At 53.7% G+C, this 22,792-nt stretch carries 19 protein-coding genes; 13 read left to right on the top strand and 6 right to left on the bottom strand.

The features are described from left to right. Window positions 1–96: 96 nt before the first annotated feature. From proV to proX, 3 genes are all read left to right on the top strand, one after another. A complete protein-coding gene (gene proV / locus KAJ71_RS14190) occupies window positions 97–1,299 on the top strand; it encodes a glycine betaine/L-proline ABC transporter ATP-binding protein ProV (protein ID WP_021807606.1) in 1,203 nt (400 codons plus the stop codon). After that, window positions 1,292–2,401, top strand: a complete 1,110-nt coding sequence (gene proW / locus KAJ71_RS14185) for a glycine betaine/L-proline ABC transporter permease ProW (protein WP_248946330.1) — start codon at window positions 1,292–1,294, stop codon at window positions 2,399–2,401. The genes proV and proW overlap by 8 nt, the downstream gene beginning before the upstream one ends. A gap of 73 nt (window positions 2,402–2,474) precedes the next feature. Then, window positions 2,475–3,476 (top strand): glycine betaine/L-proline ABC transporter substrate-binding protein ProX, encoded by a 1,002-nt coding sequence (gene proX / locus KAJ71_RS14180; protein WP_248946329.1) that lies wholly within the window; start codon window positions 2,475–2,477, stop codon window positions 3,474–3,476. Between the two features lie 33 nt (window positions 3,477–3,509). Here proX and KAJ71_RS14175 read toward each other — a convergent pair whose 3' ends face one another. Further along, on the bottom strand, window positions 3,510–4,388 hold the full coding sequence (locus tag KAJ71_RS14175) for a LysR family transcriptional regulator (RefSeq protein ID WP_024484844.1): 879 nt from the start codon (window positions 4,386–4,388) through the stop codon (window positions 3,510–3,512). A 103-nt stretch (window positions 4,389–4,491) separates the two neighbouring features. Between KAJ71_RS14175 and KAJ71_RS14170 the strand changes: the two genes are divergently transcribed. From KAJ71_RS14170 to emrB, 5 genes are all read left to right on the top strand, one after another. Further along, entirely contained in the window at window positions 4,492–5,691 is a 1,200-nt protein-coding gene (locus KAJ71_RS14170; protein ID WP_248946328.1) for an MFS transporter, read from the top strand. 393 nt (window positions 5,692–6,084) lie between these two features. Next, a complete protein-coding gene (gene mprA / locus KAJ71_RS14165; RefSeq protein WP_021178983.1) occupies window positions 6,085–6,606 on the top strand; it encodes a transcriptional repressor MprA in 522 nt (173 codons plus the stop codon). A 22-nt stretch (window positions 6,607–6,628) separates the two neighbouring features. Then, window positions 6,629–8,080 (top strand): efflux transporter outer membrane subunit, encoded by a 1,452-nt coding sequence (locus KAJ71_RS14160; RefSeq protein ID WP_248946327.1) that lies wholly within the window; start codon window positions 6,629–6,631, stop codon window positions 8,078–8,080. A 21-nt stretch (window positions 8,081–8,101) separates the two neighbouring features. Then, window positions 8,102–9,274, top strand: coding sequence for a multidrug efflux MFS transporter periplasmic adaptor subunit EmrA (gene emrA, locus KAJ71_RS14155; RefSeq protein ID WP_248946326.1), 1,173 nt, complete (start codon window positions 8,102–8,104; stop codon window positions 9,272–9,274). Window positions 9,275–9,291: 17 nt separating this feature from the next. Beyond that, window positions 9,292–10,827, top strand: coding sequence for a multidrug efflux MFS transporter permease subunit EmrB (gene emrB / locus KAJ71_RS14150; protein WP_024484848.1), 1,536 nt, complete (start codon window positions 9,292–9,294; stop codon window positions 10,825–10,827). Between the two features lie 1,042 nt (window positions 10,828–11,869). Here the strand turns inward: emrB and KAJ71_RS14145 are convergent. The 5 genes from KAJ71_RS14145 to KAJ71_RS14125 form a co-directional block, all read right to left on the bottom strand. After that, a complete protein-coding gene (locus KAJ71_RS14145) occupies window positions 11,870–12,805 on the bottom strand; it encodes a hypothetical protein (protein ID WP_248946325.1) in 936 nt (311 codons plus the stop codon). Window positions 12,806–13,308: 503 nt separating this feature from the next. Beyond that, window positions 13,309–14,106 carry a PD-(D/E)XK nuclease domain-containing protein gene (locus KAJ71_RS14140; protein ID WP_248946324.1) on the bottom strand — a complete coding sequence of 266 codons (798 nt, stop codon included), beginning with the start codon at window positions 14,104–14,106 and terminating at the stop codon, window positions 13,309–13,311. Between the two features lie 273 nt (window positions 14,107–14,379). Continuing rightward, the gene (locus KAJ71_RS14135; protein ID WP_248946323.1) at window positions 14,380–14,796 is read right to left on the bottom strand and encodes a type II toxin-antitoxin system VapC family toxin; all 417 of its coding nucleotides are present in this window, start codon (window positions 14,794–14,796) and stop codon (window positions 14,380–14,382) included. Next, window positions 14,793–15,023, bottom strand: a complete 231-nt coding sequence (gene vapB, locus KAJ71_RS14130) for a type II toxin-antitoxin system VapB family antitoxin (protein WP_248946322.1) — start codon at window positions 15,021–15,023, stop codon at window positions 14,793–14,795. Before vapB ends, KAJ71_RS14135 begins: the two co-directional genes overlap by 4 nt. Window positions 15,024–15,269: 246 nt before the next feature. Next, window positions 15,270–16,361: a tRNA/rRNA methyltransferase gene (locus KAJ71_RS14125; RefSeq protein WP_021178989.1), complete on the bottom strand. Its 1,092-nt coding sequence runs from the start codon at window positions 16,359–16,361 to the stop codon at window positions 15,270–15,272. Window positions 16,362–16,558: 197 nt separating this feature from the next. Here KAJ71_RS14125 and trxC point away from each other — a divergent pair, with 197 nt between their 5' ends. From trxC to KAJ71_RS14100, 5 genes are all read left to right on the top strand, one after another. Continuing rightward, window positions 16,559–16,978: a thioredoxin TrxC gene (trxC, locus tag KAJ71_RS14120; protein ID WP_248946321.1), complete on the top strand. Its 420-nt coding sequence runs from the start codon at window positions 16,559–16,561 to the stop codon at window positions 16,976–16,978. A gap of 116 nt (window positions 16,979–17,094) precedes the next feature. Then, window positions 17,095–17,799 carry a tRNA-uridine aminocarboxypropyltransferase gene (locus tag KAJ71_RS14115; protein ID WP_248946320.1) on the top strand — a complete coding sequence of 235 codons (705 nt, stop codon included), beginning with the start codon at window positions 17,095–17,097 and terminating at the stop codon, window positions 17,797–17,799. Window positions 17,800–17,854: 55 nt separating this feature from the next. Then, window positions 17,855–20,506 carry a bifunctional acetate--CoA ligase family protein/GNAT family N-acetyltransferase gene (locus tag KAJ71_RS14110; RefSeq protein ID WP_248946319.1) on the top strand — a complete coding sequence of 884 codons (2,652 nt, stop codon included), beginning with the start codon at window positions 17,855–17,857 and terminating at the stop codon, window positions 20,504–20,506. 153 nt (window positions 20,507–20,659) lie between these two features. Further along, window positions 20,660–22,015, top strand: a complete 1,356-nt coding sequence (gene pssA, locus KAJ71_RS14105) for a CDP-diacylglycerol--serine O-phosphatidyltransferase (RefSeq protein WP_248946318.1) — start codon at window positions 20,660–20,662, stop codon at window positions 22,013–22,015. A gap of 76 nt (window positions 22,016–22,091) precedes the next feature. Next, window positions 22,092–22,424 (top strand): YfiM family lipoprotein, encoded by a 333-nt coding sequence (locus tag KAJ71_RS14100; protein ID WP_248946317.1) that lies wholly within the window; start codon window positions 22,092–22,094, stop codon window positions 22,422–22,424. Window positions 22,425–22,792: the final 368 nt, after the last annotated feature.

Raw genomic sequence — 22,792 nt, 5'->3', positions numbered from 1 at the left:
GTCTCAGAATGTCAGTGTGTTAGGGTATAGGGCACTCTTATTTTCTATTAGGATATTTTTATCGTTTGATAATAAACAAAGGAAACAGCGAATTGCATGGCAATTAAACTAGAAGTTAAAAATTTATATAAGATATTTGGTGAACACCCGGAACGCGCATTTAAGCTGATAGACAAAGGTTTGACGAAAGACCAGTTGCTGGAAAAAACGGGGTTATCACTTGGCGTCAAGAACGCCTCTCTGGCCATTGAAGAAGGCGAGATATTTGTCATCATGGGGCTTTCCGGTTCCGGTAAATCCACCTTGGTACGCCTTCTCAATCGTCTGATAGAACCCACCCGCGGTGAGGTGCTGATTGACGGCGAGGATATATCCAAAATATCCGATGCTGCGCTGCGCACCGTACGGCGTAATAAGATCAGCATGGTGTTCCAATCATTCGCCTTAATGCCGCATATGAACGTATTAAATAACACCGCTTTCGGCATGGAATTAGCGGGTATTCCTTTACAGGAACGCCAGGAAAAAGCGCTGGACGCTTTGCGTCAGGTTGGGCTGGAAAATTATGCCAATGCCTATCCCGATGAACTGTCCGGTGGCATGCGTCAGCGTGTCGGCTTAGCCCGCGCTATGGCTAACGATCCGGATATATTGTTAATGGATGAAGCCTTCTCTGCGCTGGACCCATTAATTCGTGCCGAAATGCAGGATGAGCTCGTCAAATTACAGGCGAAACATCAGCGCACCATCGTCTTTATTTCCCACGATCTGGATGAAGCAATGCGTATTGGCGATCGCATTGCCATTATGCAGGGCGGCGAAGTGATCCAGGTGGGTACCCCGGATGAAATATTAAATAATCCGGCCAACGATTATGTGCGCACCTTCTTCCGCGGCGTCGATATCAGCCACGTTTTCAGTGCCAAAGATATCGCCAAACGTCGCCCGGTGACGCTGATCCGTAAGACCCCCGGTTTTGGTCCGCGCTCTGCGTTGCAGATCCTGCGTGATGAAGACCGTGACTATGGCTACGTGCTTGAACGCGGCCAGAAATTTATCGGCGTGGTATCGATAGACTCTCTCAAGCAGGCGCTAGCGGCCAATCAAACGCTGGACGACGCCTTGCTGGATGCCCCACTGCCCGTTCCGGCCGATATGCCGCTGAGCGAGCTGATCTCACTGGTAGCACAGGCCCCTTGCGCCGTGCCGGTAGTCGGGGAAGACAACAACTATATCGGTATCATTTCCAAAGGCATGCTGTTGCAGGCTTTAGATAAAGAGGGCCCTACGAATGAGTGATAATCAGGATCCATGGGCAACTGCTGCCACATCCCCTAACGACGCCCCGGTAACCCAAGCTGCCACCAGCAGCGATCCCTGGGCAACCAGCACACCGGCAGACAGTGTGCCGCATGATGCCGCTAATCAGGCCGCATCAAGCGCTGACTGGCTCAACAGCGCCCCGGTGGAACCCGAGCACTTTAGCCTGCTGGATCCGTTCCACAAGGCTTGGGTGCCGTTTGACAGCTGGGTCACCCACGGCATCGATTGGTTGGTACTGCACTTCCGTCCGTTATTCCAGGGCATTCGCGTGCCGGTGGATTTCATCCTCAGCGGTTTCCAGCAGTTTTTGCTAGGTATGCCTGCTCCACTCGCCATTGTGCTGTTCTCGCTGATCGCCTGGCAGATATCCAGTCTCGGCATGGGGGCCGCCACGCTGCTGTCGTTAGTCGCCATTGGCGCTATCGGGGCCTGGTCACAGGCGATGGTCACGCTGGCGCTGGTGCTCACCGCCCTGTTCTTCTGCATCCTTATCGGCCTGCCGTTGGGCATATGGTTGGCACGCAGCAAACATGCCGCCAAGGTGATCCGGCCACTGCTTGATGCCATGCAGACCACACCGGCGTTCGTCTATCTGGTGCCGATCGTCATGCTGTTCGGTATCGGTAACGTGCCGGGGGTGGTAGTCACGATCATCTTCGCCCTGCCCCCCATCGTGCGCCTGACCATTCTGGGCATCAAGCAGGTGCCAGAAGATCTGATCGAAGCCGCCGAATCCTTCGGTTCCAGCCCACGACAGATGCTGTTTAAAGTGCAGCTGCCGCTGGCCATGCCAACCATCATGGCCGGGGTTAACCAGACGCTGATGCTGGCACTGTCGATGGTGGTTATCGCCTCGATGATCGCCGTAGGTGGCCTGGGCCAAATGGTGCTGCGCGGCATCGGCCGCCTGGATATGGGGCTGGCCGCCGTAGGTGGCGTCGGTATCGTTATTCTGGCCATTATTCTCGATCGCCTCACCCAGTCGCTGGGGCGCGATCGCCGCAGTAAAGGGCTAGGCCGCTGGTATACCCACGGCCCAATCGGGTTGATCGCTCGCCCGTTTATCAAAAAAGCCTGATCGTACTTCCCGCCGGCGGCTTTCTTGCCCTGGCGGGCTATCTCCAAACAACATCAATAACAGAGGAAAAACTATGCGCACTACAGGGATCTGGGCGATTGCCCTTACCACACTGCTTGGTTCACAGGTTGCTTCCGCTGCTGATTTGCCAGGAAAAGGTATTTCGGTACAACCGATACAGAGCACCATCTCCGAGGAGACCTTCCAGACGCTGCTGGTCAGCAAAGCACTGGAAAAGCTCGGTTATGACGTGAAAGAACCGCGTGAGGTGGACTACAACGTGGCCTACACTTCCATCGCCGCAGGGGATGCCACTTTTCTGGCGGTGAACTGGGATCAGTTGCACGCCGATCAGTATCAGGCCGCCGGGGGTGATAACAAATTCTACCGCGAAGGGGCTTACGTCAGCGGTGCTGCTCAGGGCTATCTGATCGACAAAAAAACCGCCGAGCAGTATCACATCACCAACGTTGAGCAGCTAAAAGATCCGAAAATTGCCAAGCTGTTTGATACCAACGGTGACGGCAAGGCCGACTTGACCGGCTGTACCCCGGGCTGGGGCTGTGAAACGGTGATTAATCACCATATCGAAGCCTATGGCTTGGGCAAAACCGTGGAACACAATCAGGGCAACTACGCCGCCATGATCTCCGATACCATCACCCGCTTCAAAGAAGGCAAACCGGTGCTGTATTACACCTGGACGCCGTACTGGGTCAGCGACGTGATGGTGCCTGGGCGTGACGTTGTCTGGCTGCAGGTGCCGTTCTCTTCCCTGCCGGGCAAAATGAAAGATGTCGATACCAAGCTGCCGAACGGGGCCAACTATGGCTTCCCGGTCAACACCATGCATATTGCCGCCAATAAGCAGTGGGCGCAGGCCAACCCCGCCGCCGCCAAGCTGTTTGCCATCATGAAACTGCCGATTGCCGACGTCAACGCGCAGAACCTGCGGATGCATGCAGGCCAGGCTTCCGAAGCCGACATCCAAAACCATGTTAATGGCTGGATCAAGGCTCACCAGGCCACGTTTGACGGTTGGGTGAAAACCGCCGCCGAAGCCGCCAAATCATAATATCCCCATGGGCGCGGCTTATACGCTGCGCCCTCATTCCGGCAACATCATCTCGGTAAACTGTAAAAATCGTTCTGCCGTCTTCGACAGAGGTGGGTTCCATACGCAATACACCTGACGACGTGGACCATCGACGATCGGAATAGCCACCAGCGAACTCAAACGCTGGGCCGTGGAAATCGGCACGATCCCCGCAGCCAGGCCTCGCCGTACCAGATTCTCCAGCCATTCGATATGGTCGATCTCAAAGCTCACATGGCGTTTGATCCCTGCCGCCTGGAAGGCCCGGTCGGTCTGCCGCCGCGCCCCGGTTCCGCTATAGAAATCCACCAGCGGCACTTCTGACAGCGTTTGCAGATTGATGCGTTGATGCCCCGCCAGCGCATGTTCTGCGGCCACCAACGCAACCAGCGGCTCATCGGTCAACTGGCGATGCGACTCTGGCAGCATGTCTTTATCGCCCGGCCAGATGCCAACGAATGCCACATCGGTCTTCTGCTGGCGAATATCTTCCAACAACACCTCGCTAATGCCAACGTACAGCCGGATATTCACCGCCGGATGATGACGGTGGAACTCCCCCAGCTTTTCGGTGAGGTCAATCGCGTTGATGGTTGAAATGGTACCAATCGTTAACGTACCGGATACCGTACCAGCGGCCGCCACCACTTCCTCCACCAACGTCTGCTTGGCGGCCAACAACCGCTGCGCCGGTTGAATGAAAGCCCGGCCAGCGGTGGTCAGCTCAACGCGACGCGAAGTTCGCTCAAACAGCGTACAACCGAGTTCTTCTTCCAGTTTGGCGACCTGATGACTCAGGGCTGACTGAACCGTATGGCAGCGCTGGGCAGCACGGGTAAAGCTCTGCTCCTCGGCCACCGCCAGGGCATAACGGATCTGTTTCAGATTCATACTATCTATCGCGAAATGAGATGGATCAGATGAAAATTATACATTGGTTTAACATTCTGTTCTGCCTGATACTTCGATCACAAATTTCCATTATTGAACAATTATGAACCAACCAACCGAACACCCGGGCCTTAGCCCTGCACTGACGCTGTTAATCGCGATGGCCACCGGCCTGGCGGTTGCCAGCAACTACTACGCCCAGCCGCTGCTGGAAACCATCGCACAAAACTTTAATCTATCGGTTAACCAGGCCGGATTTATCGTCACCGCGGCCCAGCTAGGCTATGCAGTTGGCCTGCTGTTTCTGGTGCCGTTGGGCGATATGTTTGAGCGACGTGGGCTGATTGTCTTTATGACGCTGTTAGCCGCCGGGGGAATGCTGATCACCGCTTCCTCCAGCACCTTATCAATGATGATCCTCGGTACGGCTCTCACCGGCCTATTCTCGGTGGTGGCCCAGCTTTTAGTGCCACTCGCCGCCACTTTGGCGCACCCAGCAAAACGCGGTAAAACCGTCGGTGTGATCATGAGCGGCCTGCTGCTGGGGATTTTGCTGGCACGTACCGTCGCCGGTGCTTTGGCGGCCCTCGGCGGCTGGCGTACTATCTACTGGGTGGCCAGCGTGTTGATGATCCTGATGGCCCTTCTGCTGTGGCGTGCCTTGCCGCGCTATAAGCTGCATTCTGGCCTGAATTACCCGCAGCTGCTTAAATCCATCTTTTCCCTGTTCTGCTTCACCCCGTTGCTGCGTACCCGTGCGATCATCGGCGCTTTGTCGTTCGCCAACTTCAGCGTGTTGTGGACCTCAATGGCTTTCCTGCTGGCCTCCCCACCGTTCGGATACTCCGAAGGCGTAATTGGGCTATTTGGTCTAGTGGGTGCTGCTGGTGCCTTGGCTGCCTCACGCGCCGGTCATCTGGCCGATAAGGGCAAAGCGGGGCTAACCACCAGCGTCGGGCTGGTACTGCTGTTGCTGTCCTGGATCCCGATTGCGTTGGCACCGTACTCTCTCTGGGCACTGATTATCGGTATTCTGGTGCTGGATCTGGCAGTGCAGGGGGTGCATGTCACCAACCAAAGCGTGATTTACCGCATCATGCCGGAGGCGCGTAATCGCCTGACTGCCGGTTACATGACCAGCTATTTTATCGGGGGTGCCGTGGGTTCAGTGCTTTCCGCCGCCGCTTATCAACATGCTGGTTGGAACGGCGTAGCGGCGATTGGTGGCGTATTGTGCGTGATGAATCTGCTGACCTGGTGGCGTGGTAAGCGCTATGACCCACAGGGGCCAGTCATTAGCTAGTTAGCAAGAAAATAATAACCATAGAAATTTATTAGACCGCAGGGTGTAAAAATTACTTACACTCTGGTAATATTGTCGCGGTAAATTATTGGCGACCTATACACCCTGCGCCCCGGACAACCATGAACGACCTTACTCACGTAAGTTTTCCTTCTATCCCCTCCGCAGGATGCCGTAGTTCCCCGCCCAGTTACATAAACAAATCTTACCTATCTCAGCCTGCGGAACGGCAGAGTTTGTGCCTTCAATCACAAGACCTTAGGGTCTGTGGCGTTAAGCATTTACAAACAACTTACAAATGACACAAATTGCTAAATTATTCCCCTTGCTGAAGATTTACATTATTAATCACTATCGTTACTATACCGAACGAAATTAATGAGGCACTAAATTATGGAAAGCTCGTTTACCCCCATAGAGCAAATGCTGAATTTCCGCGCCAAACGTCAGAAAGACTTCCCATACCAGGAAATCCTGCTGACCCGCCTGTGCATGCATATGCAAGGCAAGCTGTTGGAAAATCGCAATAAAATGCTGAAAGCACAGGGAATCAACGAAACCTTGTTTATGGCTCTCATTACGCTGGATGCGCAGGAAAACCACAGTATCCAGCCTTCTGAGTTAAGCTCAGCCCTGGGTTCGTCACGCACCAATGCTACCCGCATTGCCGATGAACTAGAGAAACGCGGGTGGATTGAGCGCCGGGAGAGCGATCACGATCGCCGCTGCCTGCATCTGCATATGACCCAGGCTGGGGAAGCGTTTCTCGAACAATTGCTGCCACCGCAGCATAAATGTCTGCACTTTCTGTGGTCTACGCTGAACGACGAGGAGCAGCAGCAGCTTGAAATGCTGACGCGCAAATTGTTGACCCGTTTGGATCAGATGGAAGTTTCAGAGCAGTTATCCCAATAATTCCTGTTCAGGTAATCATTTTATGCGATCCCCGTTAAACTGGAGATTCACCCCGCTGTTCGCCGTTCTGTTGCTGGCGGGGTGCGCATCTACCGATAATATTGCCCCACAATCCAAGATGATGGAGCCGCAACAACTGCAGCTTGCCCAGCCGAAAGTCAGCTCGCTTGCCATCAGCCCGCAATGGTGGCGCACGCTTAACGATCCCCAGCTTGATAGCCTGATGACCCAGACGCTGCAAAACTCGCCTTCGCTGCAACAGGCGGGCGCTCGCGTGCGTGAAGCCCAAAGTGTGGCAGGGGAAGCCAGTGCCGCCAACGGCCCTAACCTGGATCTGAATGCCAGCATCAACCGTCAGCGTGTGGCGCAAAACACCAACCTGGGCTTTGGCTACCTGCCCAACCCGGTGTATGAATCCTCCAACTCGCTGGGCCTGAATCTGGCCTATGAGTTTGACTGGTGGGGCAAATATCGCAATCAGGTCAATGCGGCAAAAGCGCAGATCGATGCCGCTCGTGCCGAGCAGGCACAGGCCGCTCTGACACTAACCAGTTCGGTAGCCTCAGCCTATTATCAGTTGCAGGCGAATTACGCGCTTGAGAATGTGCTGCAACAAGAAGTGGATAATAATCAACGCTTGGCCGACCTGCGCCAAAAGCAATATAAAGCCGGGATCTACGGCGTGGAAATCCCGCAACAAACCCAGGCACAAGCAGACAGTGCCAAGCAGCAGATCACCCAGCTGCAGTCACAGATTGAACAACTGAAACACCAGTTGGCCGCCCTGGCCGGTCTTGGCCCGAATGCGATGCAGTCTCTGCATCCAGTGGCCATGCCAAGCGAAGAACAGTTAGCCCCCAAAGGCGAACTCACCGCGGATTTGCTGGGTAAACGCCCGGATATCGTGGCACAGCGCCAACTGGTGGAGTCCTATAACCAACGGGTCAGTGCGGCACGCAAAGAGTTCTACCCTAGCCTGTCGATCTCGGCCTTTGCTGGCTTGACCACCACCAACGTCGGCGGTACCAACCCGAATCTGTTTGAAGCCGCCAGCCAGGCGTGGGGCGTGGTTCCCGCCATTTCCCTGCCTATCTTCCATGCCGGTGCGCTACGCAGCAAGCTGGGTGAAGAGTCCGCACTCTACGATCAGGCGGTAGGTTCCTATAACCAAACGCTCGTCAATGCGTTACAGGAAACGGCCGACGCCATCACCATTCAACAGAGCAGTAGCAAGCAGCTGCTGCAGGCAACCTCTGCCTCCCAATCCATGCAGGATGTGTACCGGGTCGCCAACGCCAAATACCAGGCAGGGATTATTGGGCGTGATGAACTGTTGACCAGCCAGACGCAGCTATTACAGCAGCAACAGGCACAACTGAATGCCAGCAGCAACTTGATGCAGGCGAAGATAGCATTGGTTCGCGCGTTGGGGGGTGGCTACCAGGCCCCGACGGCAGCGGAACCTAAAGCATAATTTTAGAGCGTGGAGAATACCATGAGTGCAAGCGCGGAAACTCAAGCCCCGCAGCAACCGGCTGGCAAAAAGCGGCAGCGTAAATTCTGGCTGCTGCTGTTGACGTTTATTTTTGTGATTATTGGGGTGGCCTATTTAGTCTATTGGTTCCTGGTGCTGCGTCATCACCAAGAAACCGATGATGCTTACGTGGCCGGTAATCAGGTGCAGATCATGGCCCAGGTTTCCGGTAGCGTGAACAGCGTTACCTTCGATAACACCGACTTTGTCCGTAAAGGCGATGTGCTGTTAACGCTGGATCCTACCGACGCCGAACAGGCGTTTGAGCGGGCCAAAACTGCGCTGGCCAACAGCGTGCGCCAAACGCATCAGTTGGTGATCAACGGTAAGCAGTATCAGGCTAACATTGCGCTGCGCAAATCCGAGCTGAGCAAGGTAGAAAACGATCTCAAGCGTCGTATCGTGCTGGGCAACGCCGATGCCATTGGCCGCGAAGAGCTGCAACATGCGCGTGACGCGGTAGACAATGCCAAAGCGGCACTGGAAGTCGCGGTGCAGCAATACAATGCCAATCAGGCGATGGTGCTGAATACCCCGTTGGATAAACAGCCCGCCGTGCTGCAAGCCGCTGCACAGATGCGCGACGCCTGGATGGCACTGCAACGTACCCGCATCGTCAGCCCGATCACCGGCTTCGTTTCACGCCGCAGCGTGCAAGTTGGGGCGCAGATCTCCCCTGGAACGCCTCTGCTAGCCGTAGTGGCACCGGACCATGTCTGGGTGGATGCCAACTTTAAAGAAACGCAGATCGCCAATATGCGTATAGGGCAATCGGCCACCGTGGTCAGTGACCTGTACGGTAGCGACGTGGTGTTCAAAGGCAAGGTCGTGGGTATCGATATGGGTACCGGCAGCGCGTTCTCGCTGCTGCCTGCACAGAACGCGACTGGCAACTGGATCAAAGTGGTGCAGCGTTTACCCGTGCGTATCGAACTGGATGCGCAACAGGTTGCTGAGCATCCTCTGCGTATCGGTCTTTCTACGCTGGTCACAGTCGACACCACCAATCTGGACGGCCTGGTGCTCTCCGATACGGTACGTCAAAAACCGCTGTTTGAAACCAGCGCGCTGACGCTGGATCTGGCGCCGGTGAATCAGATGATCGCCGATGTGATCCATGCAAACGCCGGTTAAGCGAGCGGGAGGCTACCTTGGCACAAAAACCGCTTGAAGGTGCCCAGCTCGCCTGGATGACGGTCGCGCTCGCCATGGCGACCTTTATGCAGGTGCTGGACTCCACCATTGCCAACGTGGCGATACCGACCATTTCGGGTAACCTCGGGTCTTCCAACTCGCAGGGCACCTGGGTGATCACCTCGTTTGGGGTGGCCAACGCCATCTCCATTCCGATCACCGGCTGGTTGGCTAAACGCGTAGGTGAAGTTCGCCTGTTCCTGTGGTCCACGGCGCTGTTCGCCCTGGCCTCCTGGCTGTGCGGTATCTCCAACAGTCTGGGCATGCTGATCTTCTTCCGCGTGATCCAGGGCATCGTCGCCGGGCCGCTGATCCCGTTATCGCAGAGTTTGTTGCTGAATAACTACCCCCCCGCCAAACGATCGATGGCCCTGGCGCTATGGTCGATGACCGTGATCGTCGCGCCGATTTTCGGGCCGATCCTGGGCGGTTATATCAGCGATAACTATCACTGGGGCTGGATCTTCTTCATCAACATCCCGATTGGGCTGTTCGTGATCCTGATTGCAATGTCGACGCTGAAAGGCCGGGAGACCAAAACCGAGATCAAACCTATCGATACCGTCGGGCTGGTGCTGCTGGTGGTTGGCATCGGTGCGCTACAGATCATGCTCGATCAGGGCAAGGAGCTGGACTGGTTCAACTCGACCGAAATTATTGTCCTGACCGTGGTGGCCGTGGTGGCGTTGGTGTTCCTGGTGGTGTGGGAGCTGACGGACGATCACCCGGTGGTAGATTTGTCGCTGTTCAAATCGCGTAACTTTACCATCGGCTGTCTGTGTATCAGCCTGGCCTACATGCTGTATTTCGGGGCGATCGTGCTGTTGCCTCAGTTGCTACAGGAGGTCTACGGCTACACCGCCACCTGGGCCGGCTTGGCGTCTGCGCCGATCGGGTTGCTGCCGGTGATCTTGTCACCGATTATCGGCCGCTTCGGTAACCGGCTGGATATGCGCCGTTTGGTCACCTTCAGCTTCATCATGTATGCCGTGTGCTTCTACTGGCGTGCCTACACGTTTGAACCGGGGATGGATTTTGGCGCTTCCGCCTGGCCGCAGTTCTTCCAGGGCTTTGCCATCGCCTGCTTCTTTATGCCGCTGACGACCATTACCCTGTCCGGATTGCCGCCGGAGCGCATAGCGGCAGCATCGAGCCTGTCGAACTTTACCCGTACCTTGGCAGGTTCTATCGGCACCTCGATCACCACCACCCTGTGGACCAGCAGGGAGGCGATGCACCACTCGCACCTGACCGAGTTTGTGAATCCGTTCAACCCGCAGTCGCAGGAGATGTACAGCAAGCTGGAGCAGCTAGGCATGAGCAAGCAGCAGGCTTCGGCGTATATCGCCAACGAGATCACCGCGCAGGGGCTGATCATCTCGGCCAACGAGATATTCTGGTTATCGGCAGGGGTGTTCCTGATATTGCTGGCGCTGGTCTGGTTCGCCAAACCCCCGTTCAGTTCCGGGGGCGGCGGGGGCGGAGCCCACTGATCGAACTACTCCCGCAGTCACTCTTGGGAGTGGCGAAGGCCCTTTCAGATCTTCTATGATATGGGGGCGGTTCAAAGATGAACCGCCCCTTAAAATTGGACGACTGTTACTAGGTTTGCAGAGTTCATCAGAGCCCCGGTTACCGTATATATGTCAGCTAAGAGCGAAAAGCTGACGTTATTACTATGATTAAGCTAATTCCCATGGCAAATCTCTACGCCTATTTACTGGTCTAAGAGTACCCTCGTATCTCAATTGTTGAGCAGCCCAACGAATATCATATTGCCACGTGTATAACATATCACCTGAATTTTTGAGGTCTGCTTCATAGTTATCCCAGACGTACTTTGAGACTTCACGAGGCCAGGCACTGCCATTCCGCTCTTGAAGACACTCAATGATCCATTGTTTCATGCTTTCTCTTGTTACCATCATATCTCCTGAGCTATTCCATTGATAATATACCGTGATACTGGCAAGGTCCGCTTTTGGCACAAAGCAGTCGTTAAATTCTGATATAAAATTCCCAGTCTAACGACATCGAGAAGCTTCTTAATGCCGCTTCAGCGGCATGGAGGCGCCAGATGATGCTGCTGTGTCTGTATAGCTAAATGGCGCCGTAAGCCTGGCATAGCCGGTTACCGGGCTATAAATTCTGCCTGTCCTCCCCCCGCCCTGATTAGCTTTAACACGCGTACAGCGCTGAAGAAGTTAAGGTAATCCCTTTTAACCCCGGTGAGCGGGCTTTACGGCGCTTGCGACGTAAAGGGCGTGATTGGCGGCGGCAGCTTGCTGCTGACGCTTAGGGGGGTCTTCAGTTATTCCAGCGACACCAGGGAACTTAACACGGTAGCTGCTAAGCCCAAACCCGCTTTCAGCAAAGTAGAACGTAATGTGCGCGGTCGGAGCGTATCTCCGCGTTAGTGGCCCGTAGGGACGCTTACGAGCGTGTACAAGAAAAGTAACCAACCGCGTACCGATTACAAAATATGAAGATATGACTGTGTTAAGGGCTGTGCGTGCAGCCCTTAAGAGGAAAGGTTTAATAATACTTCCTGGCTCGCGCGCTCGTTTCGGTTAAGTTTATTTCATGGTAGTGATTATTTATAAAGTCACAAAAATCACTAATTTTAACTCGAAGATTTCTTATGCTATGCGTGATTTCGTCGAATAAATCGTTCTCCTCCTGATTTCGACAGAAGTCACCGGGGGTTATAAAACTATAAGTATCCTGTGGTGCTAAGAAATTATATGGAGCTCTTCTGAATAAGACAATTAGATCACGCCAGGCCGTTGCGAGATCATATGTAACATTCTCTAAATCTGCATCACTCAGTTGAAAAACTGGTGAATTGAAAGTGCTATGAATATTATCGTATTCAGAAATAATTAATGAATGAATGTATTTTGCGCCCCACTGCAAGTGGTCTATTGTTGAATAGAAATCAATAAAATTCAACAATGTCAACAAATTTGAGATATCTCTCTTGCGCAAAAGTTCCCCCCTCGTCGGTTGGGGTTGTTCGAACATTTGTGGGTAATACATTCTAAGTACAGCTGGGTCTTTCGTTAAATCAAAGCTAACATCGTCCCAGAAAGCCACATCGACAGGAAACAGGCCTTTTAATTTTCTGGCCTCGTTGAGTGTTCTTACATAACTCTGAATGCTAACATCCCTGGGTGCCGTCGTAGCGATGTAAAGAGCCGTGATTTTTGGGCTAAATTTTTCAGCCTTAAGTAATTCATCATCGATTGTCGCCTTGCTGATTCTTGATACTGTATTTTTACACTGTATTCCAACGAAGTGCCCAAGGGAATCAGCACCATACACATCAACTCCGTCCTGCTTCTGCCCTGACCGCCCATGTCTGCTCAGATTAGGATTGGACCATCGCAGCTGGAATGAACTTTTGCACATATCCTCAAATTCGTCCCATGATTTAGGGGGAGCTAACCACATTGAATTATATGTAACCACTTACTAATCCTTTAACTAAGATGCTTCATTTTTGGAAGACTATTATCATAACCATGCTCGATGTGCAATATCTTACTTGGCATGGTTATATGGCGTGAACATAATATATTCTGCAAATGCGCGCGGATTTGTTAGTGGGGTTCGACGCTCAACGGAACGGTTTCACACGCCAAGGCTATTTTGTCTGATAAATCAAAATATTATGGGCAGTGAAAATCATATCGGAAATGGCGTCTTTTAAATCGAAAAACGGAACATAGTACACATGCGTGTGTGTTAATCGATTTTTCAGACGGATTTTTTAGCCTAACGTGAGATTTCGTTCGACTGAGCATCAGACCCCAATTACCACTATTTAATGAGTACAATTGCTTTACTTTAGGTTGAGTCGTAGCAACGTCCGCTGTTGGCACACAGGAGACATTCAGAACCATTACTGCCAGGGTAGAGCCCCTGTATCACCTGGACACTCAGGTAATTTTGTCCGGGTGATACAGTGAGTATCAAAATTGGGCTATCACGACTCTGGTCTTTCCTTCTGTATCCCCCCCTTCAAGATCGGCGATCACTCCTTTCGGGTTATTTACCCAACAATCTGGGTCATACACAAAACAGACCAGCGTGTCACAGTCCGGGTGTGCGCGGTAACGGGCCATATCGATGATCAGTTCCTCTCCAATTTTACCCGCCCCCAGAGACCTGCGGGTTTTCTTTACCTCAATGACTATCTTTTCCTTCTTCAGCAGAAAGTCCTGTCTGGAGGATGAACCTGCATAACTCGGCGAAGCCTCTTCGGGTCTGACATCATCGAAATGCAGCGTCAGAAGCGCATGCACCAGATCCTGCACGTCATACTCGTCGTTAACTTCAATGGTATCCCTGTCGTTATATCGCTTTTTCAGCTGACGGCAGAACACAGGAAACCTTTCAAGAACGTCAATTATCACCTTTAACTGGTCAGTTTCCTTAACCGCTGGATTTGAATTCAAAGGAAGGGCATAAGGTAGGTCAGCTTTAGCCGCGTCGAAGGCCGGTTTTAATTGTCTAGTCAGAATCTCATGGTTTGAAGCGTAATACCCTCTCTGGGCCTTTATAAAGTCATTGTAAAAATCAGAATCTTTTCCATAGCTGTCTTCAAGTAACTTTTTAACCCTTCCAATCCATATCTTATATTTTGCCGCATCCACATACGTTTTGTTTGCGTTCAGTATAGAACCGTATTGTAGAGATTTGGTTGATAAAACGTCCTGATAATCATCTTCAAGTGAGTCAAATCGTTCTGCTAAGGTCTTCTGCATCATAGTGCCTTCCGTAGTTATCTTTATCTGGATACATAAGTGAATGCTCGAATTCTACCATGTTGCTCTTTATCCTAACTCACTTTGGACACACAGGTGATTCTGTCCATCGAATCTCGACCTGCTGCTGATACACAGTCAGCAATGCACAGTTGACCTGTTCCCTAATAATTAATAAGGTCCTGACATATCAACGTCCACTCCTGGCACAAAGTTGACTGACATATTAGGTATCGATCTTCAGTGCGCTCTTTTTAGTACGATCCCCTCTCGTTGTTATTTTGCCCAATCTTCCAGTATCAGATCGGTTACCCGCTCAAATTCCCGCGTGTTATTGGTCACCAGAATCGCACCTGTTGCAATGGCATGGCCAGCAATGGCTGTGTCGTTGGGGCCGATAGGTGTACCAGCCGCAGCAAGCGCTGCCTTAATGTTTGTTGTCGCATCAACCGCAGCCCGATCCCAAGCCAGCACCGCATCAAGACGGCTACAGAACGCTTCAACCAACCGGACATGGCGCGGTGAGGCCTTTTTACCAATCGCCCCGAAACGCATCTCAGCGTAAGTAATAGCTGACACCACGATACGGTGATTGCGCATCACTGCCTGTTCTAGGCGTCTGATCACGGCCTCTGGTTGCTCACGCATGATAAAGGAGCAAATATTGGTATCCAGCATGTAGGTTTTATTCATAGCTCAAAACGTCCTTCGTCGCTGACAATCTCCTCGCGATCCGTCATAAAGTCAGCATCAGCCTTTTCTTCATGCATGAAAGAACCCCAGGTGGGGCGAACCGGGCGTAGAATGATGCTGTCGCCTTCACGGGTAATTTCCAGCTCACTCACACCTTCAAAATCCATATCTCGGGGCAAACGGATAGCACGGTTATTGCCGTTTTTAAATACCGATACAATTCTCATAGTGATCCTTCCCGAAGTTACTTGTACATGTAAACTCTATACAGAGAAGCCGCTAGCACGGAGGATTTCTGTACGTATGTTGTACAGTATAAGGATATGCCTAGCATATGTATAGATGAATAAGAATGAGGGGGATCTTTTTGAGCATAGTAGTCAGTCTGTTTTTTCTACTGACCCTGATAGACCAAAGCCCTGGCTTTGCGGCCAGGGCTTTATCACTAATCGGATTTTATATAGCGTAAAGCATTACGCCTGATTCTGACGCCACCAATCGGCCAACAGAATACCGGTAGCTACCGAGACGTTCAGGCTTTCTACTTTGCCAGTCCCGCCGATAGACACGCTCATATCACCTTGTTGCCAAGCGCTGTCACTCAGGCCATCACGTTCCTGGCCCAACACCAACACCATCTTGGTTGGCAGTTTAGCCTGCGCCAACGGCGTGCCTTTATGGCTGGACGTGGTGACGATGGTGTAACCCGCTTTACGGAACGTATCCAGCACGGAGAGGAAATCATCGGCATTGATTGCCTTGATGTGTTCCGCCCCGCCTTCAGCCGTACGCACCGCGGCACCAGACTCCAGCACCGCTGGATCCTGAAGCAATACGCCGTTCACGCCAAAGTGAGCACAAGAACGAACGATCGCACCCAGGTTGTGTGGGTTGCCCACTTCTTCCAGTGCCAGCACGCAATCTTTGGCCGGTGCATTCTGCAGGTAAGCCTGCGCATCCAGACCTTGACGCTTTTTAATCAGGAAGCACACGCCGCCGTGATGTTCGGTACCGGACGCTTTGGCCAGTTCCTCTTCATCCACCACATGGTAAGCCTTGCGGTTAGCCGCCATCCAACGCAGTGCCTCACGGAAACGTGGGGTTACGGATTGCACAAACCAGGCACGGACGATGGCATCTGGACGGCTGGCGAACAGGGCTTTACAGGCGTTCTCGCCGTAAACACGGGTTTCTTCCGCACGTTGGCGGCGCAGCTGCTCGGGATCGATAAAGCTTTTGCCACTGATGCCACCATGATCGAACGCCGGTTCTTCTTGCGGAGCACGGGACACGGTTTTCCACGGTGATTCATAACCACCGCTGTCTTCGGTGCGCGCCGGACGGCGAGGACGATCGCTTTCACTGCTGCTGCGACGGGGATCGGCACCCCGACGGTCACCACCGCGCGCCTTATCCTGACCGGCACGGCCAGAGCGTGCATTGTCAGCCGGGCGGCCTTTGCCGTCAGGTCGTTTATTCTTGTTACGGTTGTCGCCGCTATCGTCGTCACTACGGACGAACATCACTTTAACTTTACCGTTCTTGCCACTAAATGAATCGTTCATTGTCTTCTCCACCAACGCGCAGGGCGCGAAGATTACCTGATGTTGGTGCGCTAAGCCACCAACTTGCGCTAAAAGCTAGCATCTATCAAATTCATCGAACAAATCACTTGGTCGAATGCCGCGCTTTTACCGATAATAAGCAACATTAAAGAGACATATTCGCAGCTCGATGTGCTGCGTTAGCCCCAGAGGTCATCATGAATACAGTTTGTGCAGCTTGTAATGCCACCAACCGCGTGCCGGAAGAACGTCTGGCGGACGGCGCTAAATGTGGCCGCTGCGGCCATGAATTGTTCGACGGTGAAGTGATTAACGCCACCGCCGCCACGCTGGACCAACTCCTGCAAGACGACTTGCCGATCGTGGTCGATTTCTGGGCCCCATGGTGTGGCCCGTGCCGCAGCTTCACGCCAATCTTTGAAGACGTGGCACAGGAACGTGCTGGCAAGGTGCGTTTCGTGAAGGTCAACACCGAAGCCGAACCCGAGTTGAGCGCCCGCTTCCGCATTCGCAGCATCCCTACCATCATGGTGTTCCGTGAAGGCAAGATGGTCGATATGCTTAACGGCGCGATGCCGAAAGCGCCGTTCGATAACTGGCTTAACGAGCTAGTTTAACGCAAAAGCGCTTACTATGCCGCCAGTTGTTGTCGGCATAACATCGCCTCGATAGCCCGTGCGCCTCTCCCGCCGGGCTTTTTTCTGCGCTACAATGGCGGTTTTTCAGGATAGTTATGACTGACAACGCCGTACTTCGTCTGCGCCAAGACCGTTTAGACCGCGCCACACGCCCGTTTCTGGCCAGAGGTAGCCGCGCCGTACGCTGTCAGGGTTGTTTGCTGCCGCAGCAAAACTGCCTGTGTGCCACCATCAAACCGCAGCAGGCCAACAGCCGCTTTTGCCTGATCATGTTCGGCGCAGAGCCGTTAAAGCCCAGCAATACCGGCCGCCTGATCGCCGATATCCTGCCTGATACCCAGGCGTTTACCTGGTCACGCACCGAAATCGATCCGGGCCTGCTGGCAGCCATCAACGATCCCACTCGTCAGCCCTACGTGGTATTCCCGGCCTCTTATGCCGATGCAGATCGCCCGGTGGTTAGCACCCTGCCCGCAGGTGGCAAGCCGCCTTTATTTATCATGCTCGACGGTACCTGGTCGGAAGCGCGCAAAATGTTCCGTAAAAGCCCCTATCTGAATCAGTTCCCGGTCTTTTCACTGAACGTGTTGGCCTCATCGGACTATTTGTTACGTGTTGCCAGCCGCCCCGAACAACACTGTACGGCAGAAGTCGCTGCCGCCCTGCTGCAACAGGCGGGGGATGAACAGGCCGCGACCGGGCTGAACCAACATTTCAATTACTTCCGTGAACAGTATCTGGCCGGGAAACCTCACCGCCCAGAGGCACCGGTCACAGCAAATCTGCCACAAAGCACCTAGAATCAGACGATAATTTGCCTCTTTCAGGCAAACCGATCAGGAGCAGGAGTCGTACATGAGCCAGAGAGGGTTAGAAGCGCTATTACGCCCCAAATCAATTGCCGTGCTCGGCGCTTCGCAACAGCCCGGCCGGGCTGGCTACCTGATGATGCGCAATTTGCTGGCTGGCGGATTTACCGGCCCGATCCTGCCGGTCACACCGCGCTACAAGGCAGTCTGTGGCGTGATGGCCTACCCCGACGTGGCCAGCCTGCCACTAACCCCCGATCTGGCCGTGCTGTGTACCAATGCCCAGCGTAACCTGGCACTGATCGAAGCCCTGGGTGAACGCGGCTGCAAAACCGCCATCGTACTCTCCTCCCCCGTGGAACAATTTGCCGAGCTGAAGGCCACCGCACAACGTTACTCAATGCGCCTGCTGGGGCCAAATAGCCTGGGTTTGCTGGCACCTTGGCAAGGTATCAACGCCAGTTTCTCACCGGTCCCCATTCAGAAAGGCAAGCTGGCGTTTATCTCTCAGTCTGCCGCCGTGGCGAATACCATTCTGGACTGGGCGCAACAACGGGAGGTTGGCTTCTCTTACTTCATCGCGTTAGGGGATAGCCTGGATATCGACGTCGACGATCTGCTCGACTTCCTGGCCCGTGACAGCAAAACCAGCGCCATTCTGCTGTATCTGGAGAACATCAACGACGCGCGGCGTTTCCTTTCCGCCTCCCGCAGTGCCTCGCGCAATAAGCCAATCCTGGTGATCAAAAGTGGCCGTAGCCAACAGGCACAGCGACTGCTCAATAGCCAGCAGGGATTGGACGCCGCCTACGATGCCGCTATCCAACGCGCCGGTTTGCTGCGTGTACAGGATACTCACGAGCTGTTTTCCGCCGTGGAAACCTTGAGCCATATGCACCCGCTGCGCGGTGAGCGACTAATGATTATCAGCAACGGCGCGGCCCCCGCAGCCATGGCGCTGGACGAACTACTTTCCCGCAACGGTAAGCTGGCAACGTTGACGGATGATACACAGGAGAAGCTGAGCGCAGCCCTGCCGGAGTTTATCCGGCCAGGCAATCCTATCGATCTGCGTGATGATGCAACCCCCAAGCGCTATCTGGCAGCGCTGCAACCGCTGCTCGACAGCCACGACTATGACGCCCTGCTGCTGATCCATGCCCCTAGCGCTGCCTCTCCGGGCACTGAGACCGCCGAACGGCTGATCGAGGCCATCCGCCAGCACCCCCGAGGAAAACGCATCACGCTGTTAACCAACTGGTGTGGCGAATACTCCTCTCAGGAGGCCCGCCGCCTGTTTACCGAGGCCGGGATCCCAACCTATCGCACGCCAGAAGGCGCGGTCACCGCGTTTATGCATATGGTGGAATACCGCCGTAACCAGAAGCAGCTGAAGGAAACGCCGGCGCTACCAATTGGGCTTACAGCCAATACCGCTGCCGCGCACCAGTTAATCCATCAGGCATTGGCCGAAGGGGCTAGCCAGTTGGATACCCATGAAGTCCAGCCGATTTTGCAGGCTTACGGCCTCAGCACCCTGCCAACCTGGATTGCCAGTGACAGCGCCGAAGCGGTGCACATTGCCGAACAGATTGGCTACCCGGTAGCACTGAAATTGCGTTCTCCAGATATCTCGCATAAATCCGAAGTTCAGGGGGTCATGCTTTATTTACGTACCGCCACCGAGGTGCAACGTGCGGCGGAAGCGATCCTCGATCGGGTGAAGCGTACTTATCCGCAGGCGCGCATCCACGGTCTGTTAGTGCAAAGCATGGCCAACCGTGCCGGAGCACAGGAATTGCGGATTGCCGTTGAACAGGACGCGACCTTCGGCCCGCTGATAATGCTGGGCGAAGGCGGCATCGAATGGCGTAATGAAAACCAGGTCGCCGTTGCCCTGCCGCCGCTGAATATGGCGCTGGCGCGTTATCTGGTGTTGCAGGCGGTGAAAGGAGGCAAGATCCGTGGGCGCAGCGCATTGCGGCCGCTTGATATCCCCGGTTTAAGCCGCCTGTTGGTGCAGGTTTCCAACCTGATCCTCGACTGCCCGGAGATCTCACGCCTTGATATTCATCCGGTATTAGCCTCCGGCAGCGAATTTACCCTGCTGGACGTTTCCATGCAGTTAACGCCTTTCAGTGGCGATCCTCAGGCGCGGTTGGCGATCCGCCCTTATCCCCATGAACTGGAAGAAACCATTGAATTAAAAGACGGTTCACACTGCCTGTTCCGCCCAATCCTGCCGGAGGATGAACCGGCGCTGAAGCACTTTATCGACCGTGTCACCAAGGAAGATCTCTATTACCGCTACTTTAGTGAGATCAACGAGTTTAGCCACGACGATTTGGCTAACATGACCCAAATTGACTACGATCGAGAAATGGCTTTCGTAGCGGTACGCAATGGCGAAGAGATCATCGGCGTGACGCGTGCCCTGTCAGATCCGGACAACACCGATGCCGAGTTCGCCGTACTGGTACGTTCCGATCTGAAAGGCCTGGGTCTGGGCCGACAGCTCTTGATGAAAATGATTGGTTATGCGCGAGCGCAAGGTCTGACGCGCCTGACGGGCATTACCATGCCGAATAACCGCGGAATGGTCACGCTGGCACAAAAGCTGGGGTTCACGGTCGATGTGCAAATTGACGAGGGGATTGTCAATTTAACCCTGCCGCTACAGGATGGGGCGACGCCGTGACCGCTGTCGCAATGTAATACGAATCCACTAGTTAACGCCAAAACATACGCACAATCGAGACAACTAGTGGTATTATCGCCCGATTGTTCGAAGCATTTTATTCATGGAAGTGGCGTTCCGGCCATCCAAATATGAGAGAAGAAGCGCACTGTGATGTTGTCAAAATTTAAACGTAGCAAACATCAACAACACCTTGCACAACTGCCCAAACTCCCCCAGACGGTTGCTGATGTCCGTACCCTTTATACGCCAGCTGATTTCCGTGCAACGTTGCTGGAATCGATCGCTAACGCAACAACTCGCATTTATCTGGTAGCGCTCTATCTGGAGCATGACGATGCGGGCCGTGACATCCTCAATGCGCTCTATCAAGCCAAGCAGCAGCGCCCTGAGCTGGAGATCTACGTGTTGGTTGACTGGCATCGTGCTCAACGTGGGCGTATCGGTGCAGCAGCGGCTAATACCAATGCCGACTGGTACTGCGCAATGGCTGCACAGCACCCGCAGGTTTCGGTGCCGATTTACGGCGTTCCGGTCAATACTCGCGAAGCACTCGGCGTGCTGCATTTGAAGGGCTTTATCGTTGACGATACGGTGATCTACAGTGGTGCCAGTATTAATGATGTCTATCTGCACCAACATGAGAAATATCGTTATGATCGCTATCAGCTGATCACCAATAATCTGTTGGCGCTGACCCTGTGCGATTACATCAAACAGCATCTGTTAACCGCCGGTGCCGTGCAGCGTCTTGATCGTGACGACAGACCCAAAAGCCTGGAGATCAAGAACGAAACCCGGCTGTTTCGCTTTGCCCTACGCCGTGCCGCCTATCAATTTCAGGGGAGCGCCAGTAATGATGAGCTGGCCGTTACCCCGTTAGTCGGCCTGGGCAAACAGAGCATTCTGAATAAAACGATCCACCACCTGATGTCCAGCACCGATCAGAAACTGACGCTGTGCACGCCTTACTTCAACCTGCCAGCCTTGCTGGTGCGCAATATCATTTATCTGCTGCGCCAAGGGAAACAGGTGGAAATCATCGTGGGTGACAAGACGGCCAATGACTTTTACATTCCTGAAGATCAGCCGTTCAAGATTATCGGCGCGCTGCCTTATCTCTACGAAATCAACCTGCGCCGCTTCCTGAGCCGCCTGCAACGCTATGTCGATACCGGCCAGCTGATTGTGCGCTTATGGAAAGACGGCGATAACAGCTATCACCTGAAAGGGATGTGGGTCGATGATGAGTGGCAACTGATCACCGGCAACAACCTCAACCCGCGCGCCTGGCGGTTGGATCTGGAGAACGCCATCCTGATCCACGATCCCAAGCACGAAATGCAGGAACAGCGCTATAAAGAGCTGGATACCATTCGCACACATACCACGGTGGTGGGCCACTATCTCGAGTTGCAAAGTATCCAGCAATATCCGGTCAAGGTGCGCAAACTGATCCGCCGTCTGCGTCGGATCCGTATCGATCGCTTGATTAGCCGTATATTGTAAACTCGCTATAATTAACTGCACCACAGCCCGGCAATGCCGGGCTTTTTTGTACATATTGAGACAGGATGTTTTCACTATGCGCCCACTCCGCCCGCTTATCCTCCTTCCGGTACTGTTATTCTCCAGTGGCTGTACCCACATGGCCAATGATAGCTGGACCGGCAAAGACAAGGCTCAACACTTTGTCGCTTCCGCTGCATTTGCGGCCGCTGGCGCGGCCTATGGCGATCACCAGAACTGGAATGAGGCACGTAGCCGCAGTTTTGGCCTGCTATTTTCGATTGGCTTGGGCGCTGCGAAAGAGCTGTATGACAGCCGGGAAGGCGGTACAGGCTGGAGCTGGAAGGATTTTGCCTGGGATGTGGCAGGGGCTGCGACAGGGTACAGTATTTATCATCTAGCGCGTTGAGGGTCAGTTAATTTAAGCCAGATCGAGTAATGCCCCCTCATCCTAACCCTCTCATCCAGGAGAGGGAACCGATCGAGTCCGCTGATTTCTCTGCGTAATACTTCATCTCTCTTCTTACTCGTCATTTCCCGAAGCAGCACAGGCTCACCCACAACGCCGGGCTGCTCCCTCTCCCCCGCACGGGTGTTTAGGATGTTCTCGGTTGGTACTCTGGGAGAGGGTGGGGATAAGGGGGATTTCCATTTCCGACCCATAGCAAAAAGCCCCATGCTTTCGCATGAGGCTTTCTACTTAATTGATGCCTGGCAGTGTCCTACTCTCGCATGGGGAGACCCCACACTACCATCGGCGCTACGGCGTTTCACTTC

It is taken from the genome of Serratia silvae, assembly GCF_023282985.1.
In the GTDB taxonomy this organism is placed as follows: domain Bacteria; phylum Pseudomonadota; class Gammaproteobacteria; order Enterobacterales; family Enterobacteriaceae; genus Chania; species Chania silvae.
The sequence above is the reverse complement of the archived record's forward strand: the minus strand, read 5'-3'. Positions and strand labels throughout refer to the sequence as shown.